Below are 25,767 nucleotides of genomic sequence, written 5' to 3' on the forward strand. Positions count from 1 at the left end.
GTTCTTCACCACTCGCGCCCCGCCGGATCGCAGCTCGAAGCGACCTATCAGGATGAGGGCATGAGCGCGCGCATCCTGGTTGCCGAGGACGACCCGAAGCAGGCCAACCTGGTTCGGGTCTATCTGGAGCGTGAGGGGCACAACGTGCTGGTGGTCGGAGACGGTCGGGTCGCACTCGACCAGTTCCGGGCCCGCCGACCCGACCTGCTGGTGCTCGACGTGATGATGCCGGTCGTCGACGGACTCGACGTGTGCCGGATCTTGCGGGCAGAGTCGGAGGTGCCGATCCTGCTGCTGACCGCCCGCACCACCGAGGACGACGTTCTGCTCGGGCTCGACCTCGGTGCCGACGACTACCTCACCAAGCCGTACAGCCCCCGCGAACTGACCGCCCGGGTCCGGGCGCTGCTGCGTCGGGCCCGCGTGGTTGGTGCGGGGAATCAGACCGTACTCCGGGTGGGTGAGCTGGAGGTCGACACCGGCCGGTTCGAGGCCCGCGTCGGTGGCCGACCGGTCGCATTGACCGCGAAGGAGTTCGGCATCCTCGAAGTGCTCGCCCGGGAACCGGGCCGGGCCTTCACCCGGGCCCAGATCATCGACCTGGCCTTCGGGTTCGACCACTATGTACTGGAACGCACGGTCGATGCTCATGTGATGAACCTGCGGCGCAAGATCGAGAGGGACGCTGTCGACCCCCGGTTCGTGCAGACCGTGTTCGGCCGGGGATACCGACTGGCCGACCCGACACAGCCAGCGGAGACGGGTCTCGGCTGGGGTACCGGCAGGTGAGTTTCCGGCTTCGGGTGCTCGGGCTGGTCATGCTGGTCGCGGTGAGCGCGACAGCGGCGACCGCCTGGCTGACCCTGCGCCAGGCCACGCAGCAGATCAGCGAGTCAGCCACCGCCGACCGGGCGCAACTGGACCAGATCACCGAGCGGATCAGGGCGTACGGCGTCCAGCACGGTACCTGGGAGGGGGTCAGTGATCTCGTCATGAATCTGCACCAGCAGACCGGTCAGCGGATCCACCTGGCCTCCGTATCGGGCGTCGTCCTGGTGGACACCGACACCCAGCGCGGTCAGACCGCTCGCCCGGTGGGTTCCATGAGCTCCGTCATCGATCCCCGGCCGATCCTCGACCTGCCCAACAGCTCCACCGAGGCGACCAGAGTCACTCTCGAAATGATCCGGAGCTATCGTGCCGGAGTGCGGCTCGCGGCCTGCCTGACCCGCGAGGGCATCGATGTCGCGATCATCGAAAACCGCTTCGGAATACCAAGTTTCGCCGCCGTCCCACGAAACGACAGCCAGAGCGAACCAACGCCCGGACCGGCCGGCGAGCTACTGGAGGAACAGGCCATCATCGCCTGCCAGAAGATTGCCGCGAAGGAACTGACGGGGTCCGTGCGCGAGAATCATCTAGCCGTCTGCGACGCCAAGGCAGAGGCCGACTCGGTACAGCAGTGTCTGATCGGCGCGTTCATGTCCTACACCAGCGACGTGGCCCCCGTGCCGGTGCAGGTGTATCTCGGCTCGCGTGACGACGCGACGTCGGTACTCGCCGCCGGCCCGCTGCTGACCGCCGCCGCCGGGGTGGCGGCGGTCGCCATCATCGGCACCGCCGTACTGAGCCGGCAGGCACTGCGCCCGATCGACACGCTCACCACCGCCTCCCGCCGGCTCGGCCGTGGTGACCTCACCAGCCGGGTACCGGTGCGGGGCAACGACGAGTTGGCCGAGTTGGCTCGATCGTTCAACTGGATGGCCGACTCACTGCAACAGGGCGAGGAACGCCAACGGCGCCTGGTCGCCGACGTCGCGCACGAGCTGCGTACCCCGCTGGCGAATCTGCGTGGCTACCTCGAAGCGCTCAAGGACGGCGTGATCCCCGCCGACGCGGACCTGTTCGCCTCGCTACACGAGGAGGCGGTCCTGCAACAACGCATCGTCGACGACCTCCAGGACCTGGCTCTGGCGGAGGCGGGCACGCTGGCCTACCACCGGAGCACCGTCGACCTGGCGGAGTTGCTGGCGAACTGCCGCACCGCGCACGCCGCGCTCGCCGACGCGGCCGGGGTCGACTTGGTCGTGATCGCCGAATCGGTGACTGTGGACGCCGATCCGGACCGGCTCCGACAGGTGGTCGGCAATCTGATCACCAACGCGGTCCGGGCCACCGGGGCGGGCGGGAGCGTGAGCCTGCACGCGGACCGGGCCGGTACCAGTGCGGTGGTCCGGGTGGCCGACACCGGCTCGGGGATCGAGTCGGATTTACTGCCGTACGTCTTCGACCGGTTCTGGCGGGCCGACTCCGCCCGAGGCCGGCGCACCGGCGGCAGTGGCCTCGGGTTGGCCATTGCCCGGCAGATCGTCACCGACCATGGCGGGACCATCCGGGTGACCAGCGCGGTCGGAACCGGCACCACCTTCACCATCACCCTGCCGGGCTGCTGACTGCATTCGCGAAAGCAATTCAGGTCCATATCTGGCTAATCTTGCAGATTAGCCGCTTCAAGCCATCGCGTCCCGAGTATCACCAACACGACCTAAACACGCGGTTATCCCGTGCTCGATCTGATACAACCCTTTTGGTCGTTTAGTTGGCTACCACGCGGAGGCTCCCCCCGATGACCAACCGGATATATCTGTCGCCTCCCGACGTCGGCCCCCTGGAAGACGCCTATGTCCGCGCCGCCCTCCGCTCCGGCTGGGTCGCCCCGGTCGGGCCAGAGCTGGACGCGTTCGAGCGGGAGATCGCCGACCGGGTGGGCACCGGGTACGCCGTCGGGGTGAGTTCGGGAACCGCCGCCCTGCACCTGGCCCTGCTGAGCCTCGGCGTCGGACCGGGGCAGGTGGTGGTCGTACCGACCCTGACCTTCGTGGCCACCGCCAACGCGGTCGGCTACGCGGGCGCCCGGCCGGTGCTCGTCGACGTCGACCCGGCGACCGGCAACATCGACGTCGGACTGCTGTCCGAACTGCTGGACCGGCTCCGCCACGCCGGAGAGCACGTCGGTGCGGTGATGCCGGTGGACATGTTCGGCACCTGCGCGGACTACGCCACGCTCCTGCCCATCTGTGCGGCTGCCGGCATACCCGTGGTGGAGGACGCGGCCCAGGCGCTCGGCGCCACCTACCAGGGGCGGCCGGCCGGGTCGTTCGGCCGGATCGCGGCGCTCTCCTTCAACGGCAACAAGATCATCACCACTTCCGGCGGCGGCATGCTGGTCTCCGACGACGCGACGCTCATCGACCGGTGCCGGCACCTGGCGACCCAGGCCCGCGAGCCGGTGGCGCACTACGAACACACCGAGGTCGGCTACAACTACCGGCTCAGCAACGTACTCGCCGCGCTCGGCCGGGCACAGCTGCGCCGCCTGGAGGAGATGCTCGCCCGTCGCCGGTTCCTGCGCGAGCACTACGCGAAGCTCTTCGCCGCCGTACCGGGGGTGCGCCTGCTCGCCGACGGTGACCCGGGCTCGAACTGCTGGCTGACCTCGATCATCGTCGACCCGCACCAGGCCGGCTGGCGGGCCGAGGAACTCGGTGCCCACCTCGGCCAGCGCGACATCGAGACCCGGCCGATGTGGAAACCCATGCACCAGCAGCCGGTCTTCGCCGGCACCGAAGCCGTCCTCACCGGTGCGGCGGACCTGCTCTTCGCCAACGGGATCCAACTGCCCAGCGGTTCGGCGTTGACCGAGACGCAGATCCAGCGGGTGCTCGACAGCATCGGCGAGTTCCTGGCGGCAGGCCGGTGAGATCCGACCCCTGCCGGTACGACCGGACCAAGCGTGCCCTGGACATCGCCGTCGCCGCCGTACTCCTGATGCTGACCGCCCCCCTGATGGCCGCCGTGACGGTGGTGATCGCGGCGACCAACGGCCGGCCCGTGCTCTTCCGCCAACACCGCCCCGGCCGGCACGGCCGGCTCTTCGAACTGGTCAAGTTCCGCAGCATGCGACCGGTGGACGCGGCGACCGGGCGAATCGACGACGGCGATCGGCTCACCCGGCTGGGCACCTGGCTGCGGGCCACCAGCCTGGACGAACTCCCCACCCTGTGGAACGTGCTACGCGGCGACATGAGCCTGGTCGGCCCCCGCCCGCTGCTGGTGCGCTACCTGGACCGGTACACCCCGACCCAGGCCCGCCGGCACGAGGTCCGGCCCGGCATCACCGGACTGGCGCAGGTACGCGGCCGCAACACGCTGACCTGGGAGGACAAGTTCATCCACGACGTGTGGTACGTCGACCACCGCAGTCTCCGGTTGGACCTGCGGATCCTCGTCGCGACCGCTGGCATCGTGCTGCGCCGCGACGGCATCTCGGCACACGGCAGCCCGACCGCACACGAATTCCTCGGCAGCCCCGAACTGACCGTTCGGATCGACGCCGGCACCAGCCGCACCGGTGGCGCAGCAGCCCGGGTGGCCCGGAGCGTTGGCGGTACGACACAACAGACAGGCAGGTCGATCACGTGAGTCTGGACATCGCGATCGTAGGCTGCGGTGGGCACGGCCGGGAACTGTTCGAGATCATCCGGGCGATCAACGCGGCAACCCCGACCGGGCCACGATGGCGGGTGGTGGGTTTCGTCGACGACCGCCCCGCCGAGGTCAACCTCAAACGGATCCAACGGCTGGACGCGTCGTACCTAGGGACAATCGACTGGTTACGCGAGGCCGGGTCCGGCACGCACGTCGTCATCGGTCTGGGCGACCCACGGGTACGCCGGACCGTCGCGCAGCGAATCGAGGCGTACGGGCTGCCGGTGCCGAGCCTGGTACACCCGGCCGCGACCCTGGCACCCGACCTCGTCGCCGGTGAAGGGCTCGTGGCCTTCCCCGGTGCCCGAGTGACCACCAACGTGACCTTCGGCCGGCACGTCCACCTGAACCAGAACGCGACCGTCGCCCACGACTGTGCGCTGGCCGACCACGTCTCGGTCAACCCGCTGGCCGCCGTCTCCGGTGACTGCCGGGTGGAGAGCGGGGTCCTGATCGGCACCACCGCCGCGGTGTTGCAGGGCCTGCACATCGGCGCGGACGCGACCGTGGGTGCTGGTGCGTGTGTCGTCCGGGACGTGCCCGCCGGGGCCGTGGTGAAGGGGGTGCCGGCCCGGTGACCGGTGACCGGATGGCCATGGGGCGCCGGAGACTCCGGGTGACCGTACTGCTGAAGACCAACGACGGGGGGCGCTGGATCCTCCCCCAGGTCGCCGAGCTGCGGCGCCGTGGGCACGAGGTCGTCGTGGTCCTCCCGCCCGGCACGGGTCGACTGACCGCCGAACTCACCTCCCGAGGCGTGGCAGTACGTAGCTCCCCGTTCGACTTCCGGCTCCGACCGACCCTCGGCACGCTGCGTGGCCTGTGGCGGCTGCGCCGACTCATCCGTGCGCTCCGACCGGACGTCGTGAAATACCACCTGTACGCCTCGGCGCTGGCCGCCCGGCTCAGCACGGTCGGACTCCCGGTGCGCCGCGCGCACATGGTCGCCGGGCCGCTCTATCTCGAGTCCCCGGTGATCCGCCCGGTCGAGCGTCGACTGTGGCGACTGGACCATGTGACCATCTGCGGCACCGACTACACCGCCCGACTCTACGGCGAACTCGGCTGCCCCCCGGACCGTCGGCCGGTGGCCACCTGCGGGGTCGACACCGACCACTTCGATCCCGTCCCGCTGGCCGGTCCCCGTACCGGCCCGGTCCCGCCCAGCATTCCCCGGCCTCGCATGACCGACCTGCGGGCCAAGGCACGCGCCGAACTCGGGATCCCGCAGGACGCCTTCGTGGCCATCATGGTGGCGTACGTCTATCCGCCGAAACGCCTGGCCCACCAGGGCCGGGGCATCAAGGGTCACGACGTGCTGCTCACCGCCTGGCGCTCGTTCCAGGCCCGCACTCCCCGGGCGCACCTGCTCCTGGTCGGCGGCGGCTGGACCGAGAGCGGCGTGGCCCACCGACAGGAACTGATCGACCAATTCGGGGTACGGACCGACCCGAGCATCACCTGGGTCGAGTCGGTGCATGACGTACGCCCCTGCTACCAGGCCGCCGACGTGAGTGTCAGCCCGTCCCTGTCCGAGGGGCACGGTGCCTCCGTCGAGGCGGGCTCGATGGGCGTCCCGGGCATCGTCAGCGACGCTGGTGGTTTGCCCGAGACCGTGGATGACACCTGCGGTTGGGTGGTGCCCCGAGGTGACGCGACGGCGCTGGCAGCGGCGCTGGGCGCGGCGTACCAGGAATTCGAGGCCGGGAAGCTGACACCCCGGGGTCACCTCGCGCGGCAGCGCGTCGTCCGGCTCTTCGACAACCGGGTGGCCGCCCAGCGGGTCGCCGACGTCATCGAGCAGATCGCGGACGGGGTACGCCGGCAATGAGGGTGGTGGTGACCGCCGAGACCCGGTTCGTCCAGACCCCCGACGGGGCGGTGTGGACAGCGACCGCACCGAGCTATCGGTTCTGGACGCGCTACCTGTCGGTCTTCGACACCGTCCGGGTGGTCGCCCGCGTGCAGAACGTCGCCGCGGTACCGGAGGGAGCCCATCAGGTCGACGGGCCGGGAGTCGAGGTGTGGCCGGTGCCCTACTACGTGGGGCCCCGGGAGTACCTGCTGCGCCGGTCCGCCGTCGGCCGGGCCGTGACCGCTTCGGCGGATCCTGCGGACGCCGTCATCCTGCGGGTGCCCTCGGCGATCGGTTCACTACTGGCCCAGTCCCGGGACCGACGACACCTGCCGTACGCCCTGGAGGTGGTGGGTGACCCGTACGACGTGTTCGCCCCTGGCGTCGTACAGCACCCGCTGCGCCCGATGCTGCGGCACTGGTTCGCGACGAAGCTACGCCGGCAGTGTCGCTCGGCCAGCGCCGTCGCCTACGTGACGGAACGGTCGTTGCAGGCCCGCTACCCGGCCACCCGAATCGCGCCCACCACCGCCTGCTCCAGCGTGGACCTGCCGGCGGAGGCGTTCCTGCCACAGGGGCGGTCCCCCGAGCGGTGCGCCCGGTTCACCTCCCTGATCTCGATCGGCTCGCTGGACCAGCTCTACAAGGGCGTCGACACGCTGATCGAAGCGCTCGCCTGGCTGGTCGCGGCCGGACTGCCGGTGCGGCTGGTACACGTCGGCGATGGGCGGTTCCGCCACCAACTCGAACAGCTCGCCGCCCGGCTGGGGGTGGCCGACCGGGTCGAGTTCACCGGCGCGCTGCCCGCCGGGGAGGCGGTACGCCAACAGTTGGACGCCGCCGACCTGTTCGTCATGCCGTCGCGCACCGAAGGACTTCCTCGCGCCCTGATCGAGGCCATGGCCCGAGCCCTGCCCGCCATCGGCACCACCGCTGGTGGCATCCCCGAACTCCTCCCCGCCACCGACCTCGTCCGCCCCGACGACCCCGCCACCCTCGCCGTCGCCATCTACAACATGCTCACCAACCCGCACCGCATGGCCGGCGCCTCCATCCGGAACCTCTACCGCGCCCACGACTTCTCCGCCGACACCCTCACCCCTCGCCGGAATGCCTACTACCACGCCGTACGCGACGCCACGGAACGTCGGATGTCAGTGAGGAGTCAGGTTTGTTGAGTTCGGTTCAGCGCAGGAGCACCATCGAGGCCCCCCCGGCCCCACCAGCCCTATCTCATCCCGTCCAGGTCGCCCACGTCATCGGTAGCCTGGACCGGGGCGGGGCCGAGATCGTCTCCCTCGACGTCTGCCGGGCGGTACCGGCCACCGAGGTCGAGCAGACCTTCATCACGCTGGCCGGTCGGGAAGGGAGCCTGGCCGGGGAGTTCCGTGCCAACGGAGCACTGATCCAGCAGTGTCCGCTGCGCCCGGTCACCTCCTTCCCCCTGCGGCTATGGCGCTTCCTTCAGTCGCACCGGCCTGATGTCGTCGTCTCCCACATCAGCCTGGCCAGCGCGGTGGTGTTGCTGGCCGCCCGGATCGCCAAGGTTCCGGTCCGGATCGCTCGTATGCACAGCGAGGGAGATGGGCGGCGCAACACCCCGGTCCGGCGACTCCGCCGATGGCTGCTGCGTCACCTGCTCCGACACACCGCGACCGACGTACTGGGGGTCACCGGGGCGGCACTCGACTTCGCCGGACCGCCCGCTGGGGATGCCCGGTACCGGGTGCTCTACAACGGTGTGAACACCGCCCGGGTGTCGGGCTGGGACCGATCGACCGCACGCCGACACTGGAAGATCCCCGAGGACGCCCATGTGATGGTCCACATCGGGCGGCCGGCACCAGCGAAGAACCGACCATTCCTGATCGACGTACACACCGCGGTGCGGGAACTCTGGCCGGACACCGTACTACTCGTCGTCGGTCCCGGCGGAACCGACGATTTCACCTCTGCTCGGCCGGAAATCGTGGACGACCCGCTGGTGCTGCTCGCCGGTGAGGCCGAGGAGATCGCCTCGGTGTTGGCCGCCGCCGACGTGCTGCTGCTGCCCTCCCGATGGGAAGGGCTACCCGGGGTGATCCTGGAGGCACTGGCCGCCGGCGTTCCGGTCGTCGCGACCGACCTGCCCTGTCTGCGAGAACTCTCCGCCCAGCTACGTGGGCTCACCCTGTTGCCGTTGGCCGAGGGCCCGCTGCGCTGGGCCGACGCCACGATGTGCCAGGCCCAGACGAGTTCCGCCCGACGGCAGGAAATCCGGCAGAGCCTGCATTCCTCCGCGTTCCTCCTCGACCGCGCCGTACGGCAATGGCGAACCCTGTGGCAGGTTGGCCAGCGGTGACCTCCGGCCGGCGCTTCGCCCTGGCCTTTCTCACCGGTAACAGCCTCGCCCAGGCAGCCAGCTACGCGTTGAGTGCGGTGCTGTCCACCACGCTGCTCGGCCCACATAACCGGGGCCTGATGGTGCTGGGCGTCTCCATCGCCAGCATCACCCCGCTGTTGGCCGGCATGGGCACCGGTGCCGAGCTGCGCTCACGACTACCCAATGTGGGCAACGGGGCGGCTCGGCAACGGCTGCTCTCGTCGTACGCCTGGTGGTCGTTGCTGGCCGTGGGCACGGCCGGCGGCTTGGCGGTGCTGGTCACCGCCGGTTCGGCGACCCTGATCGACCCGGGGCTGGCCGACCCCGCCTTCCTGCTCGCCGTACTCGTGGTGACGGCGGGCTACACCGCCCTGACGCAGTTCCCCGACGCCTGGTACGCCGCCGGACTCTTCCGGGCAGGTAGCGCGTGGGCGGCGGCGGTCGCTGCCGGTGGGCTGCTCGGCATGCTCGTCGGGGCGCTGCTGGAGCGCACCGCCTGGATGCTGTTGCTCGCCCAGGGTGCCGGGATGGTGGCGGTCGCCGTCGGGCAGGCGACCCGGCTGCGCGCCGCCGGGCTCTTGCCGGTACGTGGTCCCGGCCGGCGGGAGTTGACCCAGCTGCTCCGAGCCGGCGCTCGGGCGCTCGGTCTCACCGTGGGGCTGGCCCTGACCCTGCGGGCCGACCGCTACCTGCTCGGTACGGTCGCTGGCGCAGCCGCCGTCGGTGTGTACTCCCTGGCCGCCACTCTGAGCGAGGCGCCCCGGGTGATCCCCACCGCGCTGGGCCAACTCGTCAACCGGGACGTCGCCCTGGGCTCTGACCTCGCTCGGGTCCAACAGTCCCGGCGGCTGGCGCTCATGGCGTCGACCGCGATGAGTCTGCTGGTGGCCGCCAGCGGTTGGTGGCTGATCGTACCCATCTTCGGTGCCGAGTTCGCCGAGGCGAGGCCGCTGTTGCTGGTGCTGCTGGTGGCCGAAATCGTCTTCGCGCCGTACGCGGTGGCCAGCCGGGGCCTGCTGGGCGGGGGTTGGATGGGCACGGCGGGCGCACTCGGCCTGCTGGGCAGCGTCGCCGCCGCCGCGATGTACGGCCTGGCCATCCCAATTTGGGGCAGCTACGGGGCGGCGCTGGCCTCGGTGACGGTCTACGGCGGACTGTCCTGGGCCTCGTGGGCATTGCTCCGACACCGCCTGGATCGTTCCTCCTTCCAGACCCCGCACGCCGCAGGTGTGCTGGTAGGCCGTGCCGGGACCAACGGCCGCCAACCCGGAGGACGGCACCGATGGACCATGTGACCAGCCCAGGCACCGGTTCTCTGGTCGCCCGAGTTCGGCAGCAGCCGCTCGTTCGAGCCCGGAGGGAACCGCTCGCTCAGAAACGGAAGAAGCGCCGCCATCGCTTCGCTGGCCCTGATCGGACGGCTGGATCCACCGGCAGGATCCGGTCCGTGGGACTGGCTATCGCCGTCGTGCTCTTCGGCGTGGTGGCGGTGAAGGCCGATGCGCTCGGCTCCTCGCCCCGGCTCGCCGCCAGCGTCGCCACCGCAGTCGCTTGTTTCGGCATCGCCGTCCTGACACTGTCCCTTCCGGGTCGGCGAATCACCCTCGGCTCGGTCTACTTTCTGATCTTCGCCCTGTTCCACGTTGGCCTGTGCCCGTACATCGCCGTCGGCCAGGTGCCGAGGCTGCTGGTCGAGGCATCCCCGGTGAACTCTGCCTGGTACCACAGCCCGATGCTCGCGCCCGCGCTGACCGCCATCATCCTCGGGATGCTCGCCCTCCTGATCGGTTACCTCGGGATCGTCTCCATCGTGGGCTGGCAGCACACCATCGCCGTGCGGTCCGTTGTCGCGGACCGGGCCGGACAGCCCGGCCTGGAGATCGTCGGATTCGGAATGCTCGCGACCGGGGTACTGCTCTGGTTCGTGTTCGCCGCCACGCAGGGCTCGACCTTCTTCCTGACGCAGAGCTACGAATCCTTCCGTACGGCGACCGCCGGCAAGCCGCTCCCGTACCTCTATCTGTTCATCGGTTTGGGCATGGGGCTGCTCGGCCTCGGGCGGTGGACCAGGCTGCACCGCTGGGGCCTTGTGATCTTCGCGGTCTTCGCCATCCCTGCCGGCATCATCGGCGTCCGCAACATGCTGTTCATCCCGCTGGCTGCCTGGCTGGTGGCGGCCGCCAGCCGGCGAACGATCCGACTCCGGCCATGGCTGGTACCGGCACTGTTGGTGGGACTCGCGGCGGGGTCACTCGCCCGCCAGATCCGGCAGACCGGGCTCTCCGGGGCGCAGTCCGACAGCGTCACCATCAATCCACTCGACGGCTTGGCGGAGCTCGGCACCACCCTGCGCACCATGGTCGTCGCCTACCAGTGGCATGCCGAGTGGAACGAACCCTTCGTCGGCTGGGGCACCTACTGGGCACCGCTGGAACGAATCGTGGTCGGCCGGCTGTTCGGAGCGGCGGTCACCCCCACCTTCTTGGACATCCGGGTCTTCTCCGCAACAGTCTTCGACCGGGTCGGTGCGATCGGCGGCTCGCCCGCCGCAGAGGCGTACCGAGCCGCCGGGCTCGTCGGCGTGGTAGTCGTGATGTTACTGATCGGGGCGCTGATCGCATGGATCGACCTCCGCCCGGCCGGTTCGATTCTGGGTTCGGCGACCGGGATGATCGGCTACATCCTGCTGGTCTGGATCCGCAACGACTTCACCCCGGTCGTCGTGCAGTGCCTCGCCGCTGGCGCCGCGATGGCCCTGGTGATGTTGGTCGACCGGTACCGGACGGCCCGCCGAAACCTGACCGGTACGCCGTTGTCAGCCTCGGAAGCTGGTGCGGTACGACCTCGGGGTGGTGCCGACGTGCCGGGAGAAATGGTGCCGCAGGGTTTCCGGTGATCCGAACCCCACTTCGTGCGCAATCCGATCCACCGGCAGGTCGGTCGTCTCCAACAGTTCTCTGGCCCGTTGCAGACGTCGCTCGAGTAGCCAGCGCAGCGGGGTGGTGCCGGTCTGTGCGCGAAACCGTCGGGACAGGCTACGTGTGCTCATGGTCGCTCGGGTTGCGATGTCGACGATCGCCAGTGGCCGGTCGAGGTTGTCCTGCATCCACTGCAGCGTCGGGCCGAGGTCGTCGGAGTCGTCGACCGGGTCACGATGCTGGATGAACTGTGCCTGACCTCCCACCCGCTGCGGAGCCATAACGATCATCCGCGCGGTGTCGGCTGCAACCGCCGCGCCGTGGTCACGCCGAACGATGTGCAGGCACAGGTCGAGTCCTGCGGCAATGCCGGCGGAGGTGAGGATCTGCCCCTCGTCGACGAAGAGAACGGACGGGTCCACCTGCACATCAGGGAAGGCCTTGGCCAGATACCCGGCAAGTCGCCAGTGAGTGGTCGCCCGGCGCCCGTCGAGCAGGCCCGCGGCTGCGAGTACGAACGCCCCGCTGCAGATCGACGCCACGCGTGCGCCCCGTGCCGCCGCCGCCCGGATCAACCGCACGGTGTCCGGATGCGGCGGTCGGTCCGGATCCGCACCGGGCACGATCAACGTATCGGCGTCACGTGCATCGTCCACGCCGTACCGGGACGAAAGTTGGAAAGGCTCCTGCTCGGCAGCGGTTGCGGTGACCATCCCCTCGGCGCACACCCGAATCTCGTAGGCAGGTGTGCCGTCCGGGCGACGCACGGCGGCGAACACCTGACACGGGATAGTCAGATCGAAGGCCACCACGCCGTCGAAGGCAAGGACCGCCACCGCACCGACGCCGGCCGGCGAGCCGCGCCCTACGCCACTTCGGATGCATATCGTGCTGTACGACGGAGTCGAGGACCAGGACTTCGTTGGCCCGGTCTCGGTTCTCGGCATTGCTGAGAACGTCGAACAGACCTTCGTCACCGTCGACGGCCCAAGCACGGTGACCGCTTCTTCCGGTATCGAGATCGTGGTCCGCGCGCCGTGGTCACCCCGGTCCGCCGACGTGATCCTGGTTCCGGGTGGCGGCTACGGTGCGGGGTCCGGGGTGAGCGAGCAGATCTCTCGCGGCGTGCTACCCAAGGCACTGGCCGACGCGCGGCGGCCCGGCTTGCTCCTGGCATCGGTCTGCACCGGGACGCTCCTGCTCTCCGCCGCCGGAATCACCACCGGACGGCCCTGCACGACCCATCACATCGCGAAGAAGGAGCTACGGGCGCAGGGCGCGACCGTGGTCAGCGGACGTGTCGTCGACGACGGTGACCTGGTCACGTCCGGCGGAGTCACCTCCGGCATCGACCTCGGCCTGTGGCTCACCGAGCGCTTCTTCGGCCCGGAAGCCGCCCTACTCGCCGAGATGGTGCTCGAGTACGAACGGCGCGGCACCGTCTGGCGAGCGGCACCATACGGTCGGGGTGCCGGGTTGGCGAACGCATTGTGACGCCCGGCGATGGCTACCGGTCCGGGCGAGCGGCGTAGACGTAGTAACGGACCCAGGGGCGGCTGTCGTGTGGCCGGGTACGGACGGTGAACCCAGCGTGCCGGAGCAGCGCGGTCACCGGGCCGAAGGTACGGCGCCAGTCCTGCGCGGACCCGCGCCAGTCCGCCCCCTCGTCTCCACCGGCTGCCGCCGCCCTCTCGTCTCCACCGGCTGCCGCCGCCCTCTCGTCTCCACCGGCTGCCGCCGCCAGCCTCGCTCGCTCGGCGAGGAAGTCGTGACAGGAGATGGTCAGGTGGTCCACCGACTTGAGTACGTCGAGGGAGGCTTCGAGTACCGCCAACTCGGCACCCTCGATGTTCATCTTCAGCAGATCGACATGGTCGACGCCGAGTGATTCCATGATTTCGTCCAGCCGCCGGCCGACCACTGCGATGCCGTTGGTCGAGTCGCTGGTCAGTCCGTTATCGATGTGCCGGTCCGGGTGGTCCTCCAGGTAGACCGGTCCGGGGGTACCGACGACGGCGCACTCTACCGGCGTTACATTGGTCAGCCGGTTCAGCTCGACCGTACGACGTAGGCACTCGAACGTCGTCGGGTGCGCCTCGATACTCACCACTCGGCCGCGCTCCCCTACCAGCCGGGAGAAGAGCCGCACCTCGCCACCCACACCGGCCCCCACATCGATGACGGTATCCCCGGGTCGCGGCTGGTAGTCGTAGAGGAAGACGTCCTGGGCCGCCTGGTCCTGTCCTTCAGGCGAGAGGCCACCGATCCGAGTGTTGACCACCACGCTGTCCGGGTACCGGTGGATCCACCGTCCGGCGTAGTACCGGACCGAACATCGGGCCCGGGTCCGGGCCGAGAGGTACACCGAGCCCAGGTGTGCCACGGCGTGTGGGGAGAGCCGGCCGTCCAGCGCGTGCAGGAGTCGACCCTTGAGCGTTGTTCCCATGCCTGTCTTCCCCTCACACCGCCCGGTCGTCCCGGTAGCGGCTCAGGTTGCCCGGATCGAGGAACCACTCGACCGTCGACCTGTGCCCGTCGTCCATCTCGTCTTCCCTCAACAGTCACGTCCGGGTGTCTCGCGGTGCCCGGGGCGATCCGCCGGGTTGTCCCGGCTGGGGCTGTCGCCGACCGGGACCAGGCATCGGGCGCGGGCTGGGGCTGGGGCTCGGTTGGCCGGTCCGGTCGGCCCGGAAGTCACCACCGGACCAGAGCGCCTTGACCGAATCCGCGAGGTCGTGGGTGGGGACCCAGCCGAGCGCCGAGGCGGCGCGCCGAATGTCTCCGCACATCCAGTCCACCACCGTCGAGTGCTCCGGCGCACGACCGTCCTCCCGGATCTCACCAGAGAATCCGGCGGTCTCGGCGAGCAGTCGTACCGCCGTCCGGGCGGGGACAGCCCGACCGCTGGCGATGTTGTAGATCCGGTCGGGCAGGGTGGGAACGGCCAGCGCGGCGGCCACGGCGCTGGCCACGTCCCGGACGTCGATGAAGTCCCGATACGCGCCGAGCGCTCCCATCGAAACCTGCGGCGTCTGCTGGGTCGTTGCCCGACGCAGCAGGTGCGCCGCCCGGCCGAGCACGTTCTCCTCGGGCAGCCCTGCGCCGATCGGGTTGAACACCCGAAGCACCACCCCGTCGACCCGACCGGCGACGATAGCGAGTTCCAGCAGCCGGGTGGCGGCGAGCTGGCTTACGCCGTACACCCCGACCGGCGTCGCCGGGTCGTGCTCGTTGACGGCATGTCCGGGCGGCACCGGGCCGTACTCGGCCGCCGAGCCGAGCCGGACGAGCCGGGCGGCTGGCGCGTGTGCCGCGACGGCTTCGATGAGCCGGGCGGTCACCAGGGTGTTGGCCCGGATCAGGGTCGGAGCATCACCGGTCACACCGCCGGCGCAGTTGACCACCGCGTCCGGGCGTACCGTGCGCAGCAGGCTCGCCAGCGCATCGTCCGTAGAGTTGGCCAGGTCACACTCGGCGCGGGTCGGGCAGGTGAGTTCGGCATCCGGGGCGAGCGCCCGGCGTACGTGCCCGCCGAGAAAGCCGTACGCGCCGAACAAGAGCACTCTGGTCATACCGGCTCCGGGATCGGAGTGGTCAGCAGGATCGGCTTGAGCGGCTCGAATCTGCGGTTAGCCGCGTCGTAGTCCGCGGTGCGGTCGATGGGCACCAACGGTTTCGGCAGAATGTGCATCTCGTCCTCCTGTCTGCTGGCCGGAGCGGGGTCAGGTCTCCGGCCAGCGCAAGATCGGGTCTGCTACCCGCGCAGGGTCGGGCGGGTCACCGTGCCGGGGTGTTCTCCTGCGCCGGGGTGTTCTCCTGGGCCGCGAGGTGGGCTTCCAGCCAACGCACGGTGGCCTGCAGCCCGTCGGTCAGGGACGCGGCCTTCACCCCGGGAAAGAGCTCGCACAGCAACTGGCCGTCGGCTGCGGAATGCCGGATGTCACCGGCGCGGGGCGGGCTGTTCCGGCGCTCGATCGGGCGCTCCAGGATCTGCTCCAGCTCCGCCACGACGGTGTGCAGGCTGGTACGGGTGCTGAAGGCCAGGTTCACCGGTTGTGGGTGCTGCACCCGGCGACGCAGGGCGTCCAACAGCACCTCGCACACCGTCTCCACGTAGGTGAAGTCGCGGGTCTGCGCCCCGTCGCCGTGGAAGACGACCGGTTCTCCCCGGAGCGCCGCGTGCACGAACTTCGGGATGACCGCGGCGTACGGGTGGTCGTGCCGCTGCCCCGGGCCGTACACGTTGAAGAACCGGAACGCGAGGGTGGGCAGCCCGTACGACGACTGGTAGGCCAGGGCGTACGCCTCGGTGGCCAGTTTGCTGGCCGCGTACGGGCTCATCGGCCGGGTCCAGGCCAGCTCGTCCTTGGGCAGGGCGGGGTTCGCCCCGTACACCGAGGACGACGAGGCGACCACGACGTGGTCCAGCCGGTGCCGACGGGCGGCTTCCAGCACGCAGAGCGTGCCGGTGGCGTTGGCCTGGTGGAACGCGACCGGCTCCCGGATGGAGCGGGGCACGCTGGGCAACGCGGCGAGGTGCACCACCGCGTCCCGCCCGGCCATCGCCCGGTCCAGCGCGTCGTCGTCGAGGATGGAGCCGGTGACAAGATCGACGTCGAGGCCGGTGAGGTTGGCGCTGCTGCCGGTGGACAGGTCGTCGATGACCCGTACGTCAGTGATCGACGGGTCTTCCAGGGCGGCCCGGGTCAGATTGGCACCGATGAACCCGGCGCCGCCGGTGACCAACAGTCGCATGTATTCGATACCCCTTACTCCGGCATGGTCGCGGACGACCGCTCGGGGCGGTCGCGCGCACGGCTTGGCGTCGTGTCCGGTTGCGACACTTCGGTCAACGACAGGATAACCGTCAAGTCACGCAAAGAAGATGAGTCGGACTAAAAAGCATCAAAACACGTGGCGGGTGTTAGGAAGGGGCCCTTCCTTCCACACATGCGTAACGGGCAGGGAGAACCGGACGACCCGCTCATTGACGGATCCGATCTGGCACAGGAAGCTCGGGCACAGATATTCGTCAATTAAGGGGGCGCGATGAGGAGAACCCGGCTGGCCATCGTCGGCGTGTTCACTCTGGTCGGCGCGATGGCGCTGACCGCACCGGCCGGCGCGCGACCACCGTCCGAACCGGGCGGCCACGACGGCCTGGAGGTGTACGTCGGTTCGCTGAACCCGAAACAACTCGACGAGTTACGCGGCATCGGCGTCGACCTGACCGGGGTGACCGGTGCTCGGGACGCTGCCGGGAACACCGACGTCGAGGCGGTGCTCAGCGGGTCGCAGGCCGCCAAGCTGGCCGATCGGGGCGTCAAGCTGACCGTCAAGAAGGTACGTGGCAAGGACGCCTCCCGGACGTTACAGGAGCAGTCCGCCACCGGCTGGTCGGCGTTCCGGTCGTACAGCGAGCCGGGCGGTATCCGCGACGAGTTGACGGCGACGGCGGCCCGGTTCCCGAAGCTGGCCAAGCTGCAGAGCATCGGCACCACCACCCAGGGCAAGCCGATCCTCGCGGTCAAGGTCACCAAGAACGCCACCCGGGTCAAGGACGGCCAGCGCCCGGCGGTGCTCTACGCCAGCAGCCAGCATGCCCGGGAGTGGATCACGCCGGAGATGACCCGCCGGCTGCTGCACCACGTGCTGGACAGCTATGGCACCGACCCGGCGATCACCCGGCTGGTCGACACCACCGAGCTGTGGTTCGTGCCGGTGCTCAACCCGGACGGATACGACTTCACCTTCACCGACGGCAACCGGTTGTGGCGCAAGAACCTGCGGGACAACAACGGCGACGGGCGGATCACCAACGGCGACGGCGTCGACCTGAACCGCAACTTCGACTACCAGTGGGGTTACGACAACGAGGGTTCCTCACCGGACCCGGCCAGCGAGACCTACCGGGGACCGGGGCCGAACTCCGAGCCGGAGACGAAGGCACTGGACAAGCTGCTGCGCCGAGTTGGTTTCGAGTTCTTCATCAACTACCACTCGGCCGCCGAACTCCTGCTCTACGGGATCGGCTGGCAGGTCAGCACTCCGTCCCCGGACGACGCGATCTACCAGGCGATGGTCGGTGACGACGCCAACCCGGCCATCCCCGGCTACGACCCGGACCTCTCCGCCGAGCTGTACACCACCAACGGCGACACCGACTCGTACGCCACCGTCCGGTACGGCACGCTCGGCTTCACCCCGGAGATGTCCACCTGCGAGTCGGCCTCGGCCTCGGACCCCAACGACCAGTGGCACCCGGAGGACTGCGTCAGCGGTTTCATCTTCCCCGACGACGAGAAGCTGATCTCCGCTGAGGTGGCCAAGAACCTCCCGTTCGCGCTGTCGGTGGCGAAGTCGGCGGCCGACCCGGCGAACCCGGTGTCGGTGGTCGGGCGTAGCACCCCCGACTTCGTGGTGGACGCCTTCGACGTGTCGTACGGCGCGACCCAGCAGGTCGCCACTATCGCGCGTAAGTCGCTGAAGAACGTACGGATGCACTACACGATCAACGGCGGCCGTCCGAAGACCGTCTCGGTCAAGCAGTGGCGCGGTGGCGAACGGTACGGGGACACGCACAGCGACTACTTCGCCGAGCTGCGCGGAAAGGTCACCGGTGCCCGACCGGGTGACCGGGTCGAGGTGTGGTTCACCGGCACCAAGGCACGGTCGGGGGTGGTGGCAAGCGAACACTTCAGCTACCGGGTGCACACCGATATCGGTGGTGAGGTGCTGGTGCTCGCCGTCGAGGACGTCACCGGGTTGAGCCCGGTGCAGACCGGGACCACCGCGAAGTACGCCGACGAGATCACCGCCTCGCTGACCGCCGCCGGGCGGACCAGCGACGTCTACGACTTCGACACGATGGGCCGGAAGGCACCGCATCCGCTCGGCGTGTTGTCGCACTACCGGGCGGTGGTCTGGGAGACCGGCGACGACACCATCCTGCGCTCCCCCGGCCAGGTGCCCGGCACCACGGCCAAGGCGGCGCTGGATGTCGAACTGGCCGTCCGGGACTATCTCAACGAGGGCGGCAAGCTCCTGGTCAGTGGCAAGAACGCGCTGCTCGCTCAGTCGGCGGACGGGGCCTACACCTACCATCCGGACGCCCCGCCGGAATGCACCTCGGCCGACGACCCGGCCTGTCTGCCGATCCTGAACGACTTCCAGCAGTACTACCTGGGTGCGTACACCTATGTCAGCGGCGGCGGCACCGCACCGGACGGTACGGCGTACCCGGTGCGCGGCGAGAATGGGAGATTCGACGGCTTCACCGGCACGCTGAACGCCCCCGGATCGGCCGGCAACCAGGACCACACCGCGTCGTTCCTAACCACCTCCGGGTTCCTGCCCCCGGCGGACTTCCCGCAGTTCACCAGCGCCCCGGCGCTGGGTTGGGTACGCCCCGGCGCGGCACCGTTCGACCCGCGCACCGGTGACTGGTATCTGTTCAGTGGGCAGTCCGACCAGTCGTACAAGCGGTTGTCCCGAAACGTGGACCTGACCGGGGCGAGCAGCGGCGCATTGCAGTTCGCCGCGTCGTACGACATCGAGCGCAACTGGGACTTCATGATCGTCGAGGCGCGTGAGGTGGGCACCGACAACTGGACGACGTTGCCGGACGCGAACGGGCACACCGGCACCGAAACCGGGGAGAGCTGCCGCTCGGGCTGGGTCAACCGGCTGCACCCGTTCCTCGCCCACTACCAGGGCCCGGACTGCTCCCCCAGCGGCACGACGGGTGCGTGGCACGCCGCCACCGGCCCGTCGAGCGGCTGGCAGGACTGGTCGGTCGACCTGTCGGCGTACGCCGGCAAGCAGGTCGAGGTCTCCATCACGTACGTGACGGACTGGAGCACCCAGGGCCTGGGCCTCTTCCTCGACGACGTACGGGTGGTCGTGGGTGGTACCACGGTGGCGGAGACCTCGTTCGAGACCGATCTGGGTGGCTGGACGGTGGCCGGACCGCCGGCCGGTTCCCCGACCGGTGCCAACGACTGGTCACGCAGTCAGCAGGCGTTCGAGGAGGGGGCGGCGGTGCTCACCCCGGACACCGTCTACCTCGGTTTCGGTCTGGAGGGCCTCGCCCCGGCGGCCCGCGACGACCTGGTGGCCCGGTCGATGCGGCATCTGCTGGGCACCAGCCGGAATCGGCCGTAGCGAGAGAGCCAGTAACCGGTCCTGGCGGGAGAGCCAGTAACCAGCTCTGGCAGCGATAACGAACGGCGGGGCGGTCGGCGCACCACAGCCGACCGCCCCGCACCACAAAACCAAGCAGCACGGATGCCGTCGTCCCCAGTAGCATCGCCGGAAACCCTGGGGAGGATCATTCATGACCGTCGTGCTGCGTCCGATGACCGAGCAGGAATTCGCCGAACGGAACACCGTACTGATCGACCGGTACGCCGACGACCTACGGGAGTCGGGCCGGGTGTCGGCCGTGGAGGCCCACGAGGAGTCGGTACGGCAGAACACCGGCTTCCTCCCGCAGGGTATCGACACCCCCGGAATGCTGCTCTTCATGGCCGAAGCCGATGGTCAGTCCGTCGGCTGGCTCTGGGTCGGCCCCACCATCAAGCCGGACCTTCCCGAACAGGCCTGGATCTACAACATCGAGGTCAATGAGGAACACCGGAGCAAGGGGTACGGCCGGGCCATACTCGAGGCCGTCGAACGCGAACTCGGCAACCATGGCTACACCAAGATCGGCCTCAACGTGTTCGGGAGCAACACGGTGGCGATCCGCCTCTACGAGAGCCTCGGCTTCGAGGTCACCGCACAGCAGATGGCCAAGCCCCTCACCCCGACCGGCACCGCCTGAGTCCGGGCCCGATCCGGGAAGGCACGGAAGACACGTCAGGCGTTCTGCAAGACCACGGTCACCAGATCACGGGCCTCCTGCTGGATCCGGGCCAGGTGCTCCGGTCCCTGGAACGACTCGGCGTAGATCTTGTAGACGTCCTCAGTGCCCGAAGGCCGGGCGGCGAACCAGCCCGAGTCGGTGCACACCTTCAGCCCACCGATCGACGCACCGTTGCCGGGTGCCGAGGTCAGCTTGGCGGTGATCGGCTCCCCGGCCAGGCTCGTGGCGGTGACCTGGTCCGGGGAGAGCTTGCCCAGTGCCGCCTTCTCCGGTCGGCTGGCCGGGGCGTCCACCCGGGCGTACACCGGCTCGCCGAAGTGCGCGACCAGGTCGGCGTAGTGCTCGCTCGGCGACCGACCGGTGCTGGCGATGATCTCGGCGGCGAGCAGGCAGAGCAGCAGCCCGTCCTTGTCGGTGGTCCAGGTGGTGCCGTCCTGTCGCAGGAACGACGCCCCGGCGCTCTCCTCACCACCGAATCCGATCGTCCCGTCGAGCAGTCCGGGGACGAACCACTTGAAGCCCACCGGCACCTCGACCAGGGGACGACCGAGGTCGGCGGCCACCCGGTCGATCATGGACGACGACACCAGGGTCTTGCCGACCGCCGCCTCCGGTGACCAGGCTGGCCGATTGCGGTAGAGGTAGGAGATGGCCACCGCCAGGTAGTGGTTGGGGTTCATCAGACCGGCGTCGGGGGTGACGATGCCGTGCCGGTCGGCGTCCGCGTCGTTGCCGGTCGCCACCTGGTAGTCGGAGCGGGCAGCGATCAGCGACGCCATCGCGTTCGGCGACGAACAGTCCATCCGGATCTTCCCGTCCGAGTCCAGGGTCATGAACCGCCAGGTCGGGTCGACCGTCGGGTTGACCACGGTCAACTCCAGCCCGTGCCGTTCGGCGATCTCCCCCCAGTAGGCCACGCTCGCCCCGCCCAGCGGGTCGGCTCCGATGCGCACCCTCGCCGACCGGATCGCCCCGAGGTCCACCACCGAGGGCAGGTCGTCGACGTAGCTGGCGAGGAAGTCGTACCGGCCGGTGGTGTCGGCGCTCCGAGCCCGGGCGTACGGGATTCGGCGTACCCCGGTCAGGCCGGCGGTCAGCAGTTCGTTGGCCCGGTCCTGGATCCACCGGGTCACGTCACCGTCGGCCGGTCCGCCGTTGGTCGGGTTGTACTTGAACCCGCCATCGGCCGGCGGGTTGTGCGACGGGGTGATCACCACCCCGTCGGCGAGCCCGCCGCTGCGGCCCCGGTTGTGGGCCAGGATCGCGTGCGACACCGCCGGGGTCGGGGTGTAGCCGTCCCGGCTGTCGAGCAACACATTCACCCCGTTGGCCGCCAGTACCTCCAACGCGCTGACCATCGCCGGTTCGGAGAGCGCATGGGTGTCCCGCCCCAGGAACAGCGGACCGTCGATGCCGTTCGCCTCGCGGTAGTCGCAGAGCGCCTGGGTGACGGCGAGAATGTGGTGCTCGTTGAAGGCACCTCGCAGACTCGACCCGCGATGCCCCGAGGTGCCGAAGGAGACCTGCTGTGCCGGGTCGGCCGGATCGGGTTGCTCGGTGTAGTAGGCGGTGACGAGGTGCGGCACGTCGACCAGGTCCTGCGACTCGGCGGGCTGACCGGCACGGGCGTGGATCGACATCGACAGCCTCCTAGGGCGGGTTCGGCGCACTCATCGTGTGGGGTACAGGACTTGTTGATCGATAATGCCCCAGCTCCCCGTCGCCCGAACCTGGATCGACGGACACACCGGTCGGCCGAGTGGTTACTCGGTGCGTAGAATTCGCGGGCGTGCAGCTGGAACCGCGTGACGATGACGACCGCATCCGGGTGTCCGACCGGGAACGAGAGCAGATCATCGAGTTGCTCGGTACCGCCACCGGCGAGGGCCGGCTGACCCTGGACGAGTACGAAGACCGGGTCACCCTGGCGCATGCGGCGCGTACCCGGGGCGAACTGGCCCGGCTCACCCACGACCTGCCGGTTACCGCCGCCGGCCCGGCCGTCGTCCAGCCCACCAGCATCAGCCCAGCGGAGCCGGTGGAAAAGTTGACGGCCATCTTCGGGGAGGAGACCCGCAAGGGCCGCTGGCGGGTGCCGGCGCTGCTGCGGACCCTGTCGGTCTTCGGCTCCTGCCGGGTCGACCTGCACGAGGCGGAACTCCAGCAGTCGGTGACGGTGATCGAGGCGACCACGGTCTTCGGTGACCTGACCGTGGTCGTACCGGAGGGGACCGACGTCCGGCTCACCGGCAGCGCGATCTTCGGTTCGAAGACGTCCAAGATGCGGGAGCCGGTCCGACCAGGCGCACCGGTGGTTGAGATACGCACCCGGGTGGTCTTTGGTGACGTGACTGTGCGCCCGCCGAAAAAGCCCTGGTTGAAGCAGCTCCTCAACGACATCGGCTAGGCGAGGTCCGCCTCCCGGAGCAGGTGCCAGAGGCCGGCACCGTCGGGCGCGGACAGGACTTTCTGCCCTTCTGGTCCGGTGGAGCGGGCGCCGCCTCCCGGTGCCGGCAGATGGCCGGCCAGCACCGCCTGGGTGGGCGAGAGCCGCCGAATCGCCACGGCGGCCACGTTGTCCGGGTATGCGGCAGCGAACTCGGCGTAGATCTCCTGGTCGTGTTGGCCGTCGTCACCGACCAGCAGCCACCGGATGTTGGGGAACTCCTTGGCCAGCCGGATCAGCATGGCTCGTTTGTGCGCCCGGCCGCTGCGGAACCACCGGTCGGCGGTCGGCCCCCAGTCGGTGAGCAGCAGCGGCCCGGCTGGATAGAGATGGCGGGACAGGAACCGGGTCAACGCGGGGGCCACGTTGAAGGCCCCGGTGGAGAGGTAGAGAACCGGTGCACCCGGGTACGCGTTGACCAGCCGCTCGTAGAGCACCGCCATCCCCGGTACGGCTGCTCGGGCGTGCTCGTCGAGCACGAAGGTGTTCCATGCGGCGAGCAGTGGTCGGGGCAGCGTGGTGACCATGACCGTGTCGTCGATGTCCGACAGGATGCCGAAGCGTACCGCCGGGTCGACGATCCGTACCGGGGCCTCGACCGGCTCCGCGTCCGGGCTGGTCAACCGGACGGTTCCCCAGCCGGGTGGCAGGTCGGCGGGCACCACGACGTCGATGAAGCCGCTGCGGTCGGCCTGTGTCTCGTGCCGCACATCGCCGGCCTCGATGATCACCGGCGCCCCCTTGGCGGGGAGGGTGGCGAAGCTACGCCAGCCGCGTAGTTTGGCGGGCCGACGGCGGGGACGGCGGGCCAACCGGCCAAGCAGCACCCGGCCCATCACCCGTACCCAACCGGGTGCACCGTAGCCGGGATAGGCGATCATCGTCACGTCCCAGCCGCCCCGCCGCAGCCTGCGGGCAACGAAGTGATGGACCGCGTCCTCTATCCGTGCCGCCCGGTGCAGCTGGGGTATGGCCACCTCATTGGGGGAAGTTGGGGACACGGCTGCCACCCTGCCATACGCCGCCGACACACCTTACGCCGCCAACCCGTTTCCCCGCCGCCGCAATCTTTGTCAAACCCGGGCATTTTCCCCGCACTTCGTGCGAGACTCCGGACGGGACGACGACGGGGGCGTTGGTCGTGTCGGTGGCAGCGCAACACGACAGGCGGCGGGCCCGGCTCCGGCTCGACCGCCCAGCCTGGGTGGCGCTCGCCCTCGGCCTGGCCGGCCTCGGTTACCGACTGGTCCTGTTGCTGCTCAGCGTTCCCGGCTCGAACAGCGACGAGGCCACCTTCGGCCTGGTCGCCATGCACATCGCCGCCGGCCGGGGCTGGCCGGTCTTCCTGTACGGGCAGCACTACATGGGGACCTTCGAGTCCTACCTCGCCGCCCCGCTGTTCCTGTTCTTCGCACCGAGTTGGCCGCTGCTACGGGTCCCGCTGCTCCTCCTCTACGCGGCCTTCGTCCTCCTGATGTACCTGCTCACCCGACGGCTCTACTCCCCCTGGCTGGCCACCTTCACGGTGGGCCTGCTCGCCCTCGGCTCCGAGCGGGTGGTCCGAGACCAACTCACCGCTGTCGGCGGGCGACCGGAGATCAAGCCCGCCGTCGTACTGCTCCTGCTGCTCGCAGTGGCCCTCGGGCAGCGCCGGTTAGGCCACCGTCGGCTGGCCTGCGTCGTCTTCGGGCTCGTCGCCGGGCTCGCGCTGTGGAACGACTGGCTGGTGCTGCCGTACCTCGCCGTGGTCGGGCTGGTACTGCTGATCGGGTCCTGGCGGGAGCTGCTCGGCTGGTCCGGGGTGCTGCTGGTCGGCGGATTCGTGCTCGGCCTCCTCCCGTTGATCGTGGACAACCTGACCGCCCCGCCCGGGCAGGACTCGCTCTCCGTACTCCGAGAGCTCAGCAACGGCGAGAGCGAACCGGCGACGCTGTCGGAACGGCTGCGCGGCGCGATACTCACCGGCCTACCACTGGCCACCGGGCTGTGCCCGTCGACCGGGTGTGCACCGTGGCAGTCCTGGTGGGGACCGCTCTATCTGGCGCTGCTGCTCGGTGCGGCCGTACTGGCGGTGCTCGGGCTGCGACGCGCGGGCGGTGACCGGATCCGGTACGTGGCACAGCTCGCCCTGCTGCTCGGCGCGGCCCTGACCGTGCTCAGCTATGCCCGCAACGCGCTGGCCGCCACCGCACCGCTGGCGACCGCCCGCTACCTGTCGGTGCTCCAGATCTCACTGCCGGCAATACTGTGGCCACTCTGGCTGGCCGCCCGGCAGACCTGGCAGCACGCGGCGACCCGACAGACCTGGCGGAGCGGGCTCTGGCGACCGGTCGGGGCGCTGGCCACCCTGGTCCTGGCCTGGGTCACCGTGCTGATGATCTACACCACGGCGGTGTTCGTCCGCGACATCGACGCCATCCGGGACGAGGAACGGGGCGCCCGGGAGCTGGCTGCTGCCGTGCAGCGCGCCGGTATCCGCTACACCTACGGCGAATACTGGACCTGCAACCGGCTCATCTTCAACAGTCGCGAGCAGGTGATCTGCTCGGTAGTCGGCGCGGACCTGAGCGCCGGCCAGAACCGGTATCCACGCTACGCGGCACAGGTGGACGCGGCCTCCGCACCGGCGTACGTCTTCGAGGCGGATGAGCCCGCCGATACTGCCTTCCGGGCGTACCTCGAGCGGATCGGCGTCCCGGCACGGGTGACCGAGGTGGCCGACTACCGGATCTACCAGCCCGCGGTGACCGTACGCCCGCCCGGCTGAGGTCT

At 69.5% G+C, this 25,767-nt stretch carries 21 protein-coding genes and 1 pseudogene; 15 read left to right on the forward strand and 7 right to left on the reverse strand.

Going from position 1 to position 25,767, the window contains the following annotated elements:
* The first annotated feature begins 60 nt into the window (after positions 1-60).
* From ACWDV4_RS12485 to wzy, 10 genes are all read left to right on the forward strand, one after another.
* Complete coding sequence (locus ACWDV4_RS12485; protein WP_449977443.1) at positions 61-789, forward strand: response regulator transcription factor; 729 nt, start codon at positions 61-63, stop codon at positions 787-789.
* Entirely contained in the window at positions 786-2,453 is a 1,668-nt protein-coding gene (locus tag ACWDV4_RS12490) for a sensor histidine kinase (protein ID WP_449977445.1), read from the forward strand. The genes ACWDV4_RS12485 and ACWDV4_RS12490 overlap by 4 nt, the downstream gene beginning before the upstream one ends.
* Before the next feature lie 173 nt (positions 2,454-2,626).
* Positions 2,627-3,760, forward strand: coding sequence for a DegT/DnrJ/EryC1/StrS family aminotransferase (locus ACWDV4_RS12495; protein ID WP_449977448.1), 1,134 nt, complete (start codon positions 2,627-2,629; stop codon positions 3,758-3,760).
* Positions 3,757-4,482: a sugar transferase gene (locus tag ACWDV4_RS12500; protein WP_449977450.1), complete on the forward strand. Its 726-nt coding sequence runs from the start codon at positions 3,757-3,759 to the stop codon at positions 4,480-4,482. Before ACWDV4_RS12495 ends, ACWDV4_RS12500 begins: the two co-directional genes overlap by 4 nt.
* Positions 4,479-5,126 (forward strand): acetyltransferase, encoded by a 648-nt coding sequence (locus tag ACWDV4_RS12505; RefSeq protein ID WP_449977452.1) that lies wholly within the window; start codon positions 4,479-4,481, stop codon positions 5,124-5,126. The genes ACWDV4_RS12500 and ACWDV4_RS12505 overlap by 4 nt, the downstream gene beginning before the upstream one ends.
* Positions 5,127-5,164: 38 nt before the next feature.
* Positions 5,165-6,379, forward strand: coding sequence for a glycosyltransferase (locus ACWDV4_RS12510; protein WP_449977455.1), 1,215 nt, complete (start codon positions 5,165-5,167; stop codon positions 6,377-6,379).
* Positions 6,376-7,581, forward strand: coding sequence for a glycosyltransferase (locus ACWDV4_RS12515; RefSeq protein WP_449977458.1), 1,206 nt, complete (start codon positions 6,376-6,378; stop codon positions 7,579-7,581). The genes ACWDV4_RS12510 and ACWDV4_RS12515 overlap by 4 nt, the downstream gene beginning before the upstream one ends.
* A complete protein-coding gene (locus ACWDV4_RS12520) occupies positions 7,578-8,744 on the forward strand; it encodes a glycosyltransferase (RefSeq protein WP_449977460.1) in 1,167 nt (388 codons plus the stop codon). The genes ACWDV4_RS12515 and ACWDV4_RS12520 overlap by 4 nt, the downstream gene beginning before the upstream one ends.
* Positions 8,711-10,060 carry a lipopolysaccharide biosynthesis protein gene (locus ACWDV4_RS12525; RefSeq protein WP_449977462.1) on the forward strand — a complete coding sequence of 450 codons (1,350 nt, stop codon included), beginning with the start codon at positions 8,711-8,713 and terminating at the stop codon, positions 10,058-10,060. The genes ACWDV4_RS12520 and ACWDV4_RS12525 overlap by 34 nt, the downstream gene beginning before the upstream one ends.
* 152 nt (positions 10,061-10,212) lie before the next feature.
* Positions 10,213-11,661 (forward strand): O-antigen polysaccharide polymerase Wzy, encoded by a 1,449-nt coding sequence (gene wzy, locus ACWDV4_RS12530; RefSeq protein ID WP_449977463.1) that lies wholly within the window; start codon positions 10,213-10,215, stop codon positions 11,659-11,661.
* On the opposite strand, the gene ACWDV4_RS12535 is transcribed toward wzy, so the two are convergent.
* Positions 11,581-12,519 carry a GlxA family transcriptional regulator gene (locus ACWDV4_RS12535; RefSeq protein ID WP_449977465.1) on the reverse strand — a complete coding sequence of 313 codons (939 nt, stop codon included), beginning with the start codon at positions 12,517-12,519 and terminating at the stop codon, positions 11,581-11,583. The two genes, wzy and ACWDV4_RS12535, sit on opposite strands and share 81 nt — an antisense overlap.
* 43 nt (positions 12,520-12,562) lie before the next feature.
* On the opposite strand from ACWDV4_RS12535, the gene ACWDV4_RS12540 reads away from it, so the two are divergent.
* Complete coding sequence (locus ACWDV4_RS12540) at positions 12,563-13,177, forward strand: DJ-1/PfpI family protein (protein WP_449977468.1); 615 nt, start codon at positions 12,563-12,565, stop codon at positions 13,175-13,177.
* A gap of 13 nt (positions 13,178-13,190) precedes the next feature.
* Here the strand turns inward: ACWDV4_RS12540 and ACWDV4_RS12545 are convergent, their stop codons facing one another.
* The 4 genes from ACWDV4_RS12545 to ACWDV4_RS12560 form a co-directional block, all read right to left on the reverse strand.
* A complete protein-coding gene (locus ACWDV4_RS12545; RefSeq protein ID WP_449977470.1) occupies positions 13,191-14,129 on the reverse strand; it encodes an FkbM family methyltransferase in 939 nt (312 codons plus the stop codon).
* Positions 14,130-14,244: 115 nt separating this feature from the next.
* Positions 14,245-15,255 (reverse strand): NAD-dependent epimerase/dehydratase family protein, encoded by a 1,011-nt coding sequence (locus ACWDV4_RS12550; protein WP_449977471.1) that lies wholly within the window; start codon positions 15,253-15,255, stop codon positions 14,245-14,247.
* Positions 15,252-15,374 carry a hypothetical protein gene (locus ACWDV4_RS12555; protein WP_449977473.1) on the reverse strand — a complete coding sequence of 41 codons (123 nt, stop codon included), beginning with the start codon at positions 15,372-15,374 and terminating at the stop codon, positions 15,252-15,254. The genes ACWDV4_RS12550 and ACWDV4_RS12555 overlap by 4 nt, the downstream gene beginning before the upstream one ends.
* An 86-nt stretch (positions 15,375-15,460) precedes the next feature.
* The gene (locus ACWDV4_RS12560; protein ID WP_449977476.1) at positions 15,461-16,438 is read right to left on the reverse strand and encodes an NAD-dependent epimerase/dehydratase family protein; all 978 of its coding nucleotides are present in this window, start codon (positions 16,436-16,438) and stop codon (positions 15,461-15,463) included.
* 294 nt (positions 16,439-16,732) lie between these two features.
* Here ACWDV4_RS12560 and ACWDV4_RS12565 point away from each other — a divergent pair, with 294 nt between their 5' ends.
* Both ACWDV4_RS12565 and ACWDV4_RS12570 read left to right on the forward strand, forming a co-directional pair.
* Positions 16,733-19,846: a M14 family zinc carboxypeptidase gene (locus ACWDV4_RS12565; protein WP_449977479.1), complete on the forward strand. Its 3,114-nt coding sequence runs from the start codon at positions 16,733-16,735 to the stop codon at positions 19,844-19,846.
* Positions 19,847-20,018: 172 nt separating this feature from the next.
* A complete protein-coding gene (locus ACWDV4_RS12570; RefSeq protein WP_449977481.1) occupies positions 20,019-20,507 on the forward strand; it encodes an N-acetyltransferase family protein in 489 nt (162 codons plus the stop codon).
* A 35-nt stretch (positions 20,508-20,542) separates the two neighbouring features.
* Here ACWDV4_RS12570 and pgm read toward each other — a convergent pair whose 3' ends face one another.
* Positions 20,543-22,189, reverse strand: a complete 1,647-nt coding sequence (gene pgm / locus ACWDV4_RS12575) for a phosphoglucomutase (alpha-D-glucose-1,6-bisphosphate-dependent) (protein ID WP_449977483.1) — start codon at positions 22,187-22,189, stop codon at positions 20,543-20,545.
* Between the two features lie 149 nt (positions 22,190-22,338).
* On the opposite strand from pgm, the gene ACWDV4_RS12580 reads away from it, so the two are divergent.
* Positions 22,339-22,956 (forward strand): DUF1707 SHOCT-like domain-containing protein, encoded by a 618-nt coding sequence (locus ACWDV4_RS12580; RefSeq protein ID WP_449977486.1) that lies wholly within the window; start codon positions 22,339-22,341, stop codon positions 22,954-22,956.
* Here ACWDV4_RS12580 and ACWDV4_RS12585 read toward each other — a convergent pair.
* Complete coding sequence (locus ACWDV4_RS12585) at positions 22,953-23,996, reverse strand: App1 family protein (protein WP_449977489.1); 1,044 nt, start codon at positions 23,994-23,996, stop codon at positions 22,953-22,955. The two genes, ACWDV4_RS12580 and ACWDV4_RS12585, sit on opposite strands and share 4 nt — an antisense overlap.
* Before the next feature lie 100 nt (positions 23,997-24,096).
* Between ACWDV4_RS12585 and ACWDV4_RS12590 the strand changes: the two are divergent.
* Positions 24,097-25,762 (forward strand): annotated as a pseudogene (locus ACWDV4_RS12590) (hypothetical protein).
* Positions 25,763-25,767: the final 5 nt, after the last annotated feature.

The sequence above is a fragment of the Micromonospora sp. NPDC003197 genome (assembly GCF_053590565.1).

What these genes read in the sequence shown, in the direction of transcription:
- ACWDV4_RS12550 (WP_449977471.1), bottom strand. Translation starts at nt 15,255, where the DNA reads ATGACCAGAGTGCTCTTGTTCGGCGCGTACGGCTTTCTCGGCGGGCAC.
- ACWDV4_RS12570 (WP_449977481.1), top strand. Translation starts at nt 20,019, where the DNA reads ATGACCGTCGTGCTGCGTCCGATGACCGAGCAGGAATTCGCCGAACGG.
- ACWDV4_RS12555 (WP_449977473.1), bottom strand. Translation starts at nt 15,374, where the DNA reads ATGCACATTCTGCCGAAACCGTTGGTGCCCATCGACCGCACCGCGGAC.
- ACWDV4_RS12485 (WP_449977443.1), top strand. Translation starts at nt 61, where the DNA reads ATGAGCGCGCGCATCCTGGTTGCCGAGGACGACCCGAAGCAGGCCAAC.
- ACWDV4_RS12545 (WP_449977470.1), bottom strand. Translation starts at nt 14,129, where the DNA reads ATGGGAACAACGCTCAAGGGTCGACTCCTGCACGCGCTGGACGGCCGG.
- pgm (WP_449977483.1), bottom strand. Translation starts at nt 22,189, where the DNA reads ATGTCGATCCACGCCCGTGCCGGTCAGCCCGCCGAGTCGCAGGACCTG.
- ACWDV4_RS12560 (WP_449977476.1), bottom strand. Translation starts at nt 16,438, where the DNA reads ATGCGACTGTTGGTCACCGGCGGCGCCGGGTTCATCGGTGCCAATCTG.
- ACWDV4_RS12540 (WP_449977468.1), top strand. Translation starts at nt 12,563, where the DNA reads ATGCATATCGTGCTGTACGACGGAGTCGAGGACCAGGACTTCGTTGGC.
- ACWDV4_RS12515 (WP_449977458.1), top strand. Translation starts at nt 6,376, where the DNA reads ATGAGGGTGGTGGTGACCGCCGAGACCCGGTTCGTCCAGACCCCCGAC.
- ACWDV4_RS12495 (WP_449977448.1), top strand. Translation starts at nt 2,627, where the DNA reads ATGACCAACCGGATATATCTGTCGCCTCCCGACGTCGGCCCCCTGGAA.
- ACWDV4_RS12565 (WP_449977479.1), top strand. Translation starts at nt 16,733, where the DNA reads ATGAGGAGAACCCGGCTGGCCATCGTCGGCGTGTTCACTCTGGTCGGC.
- ACWDV4_RS12525 (WP_449977462.1), top strand. Translation starts at nt 8,711, where the DNA reads ATGGCGAACCCTGTGGCAGGTTGGCCAGCGGTGACCTCCGGCCGGCGC.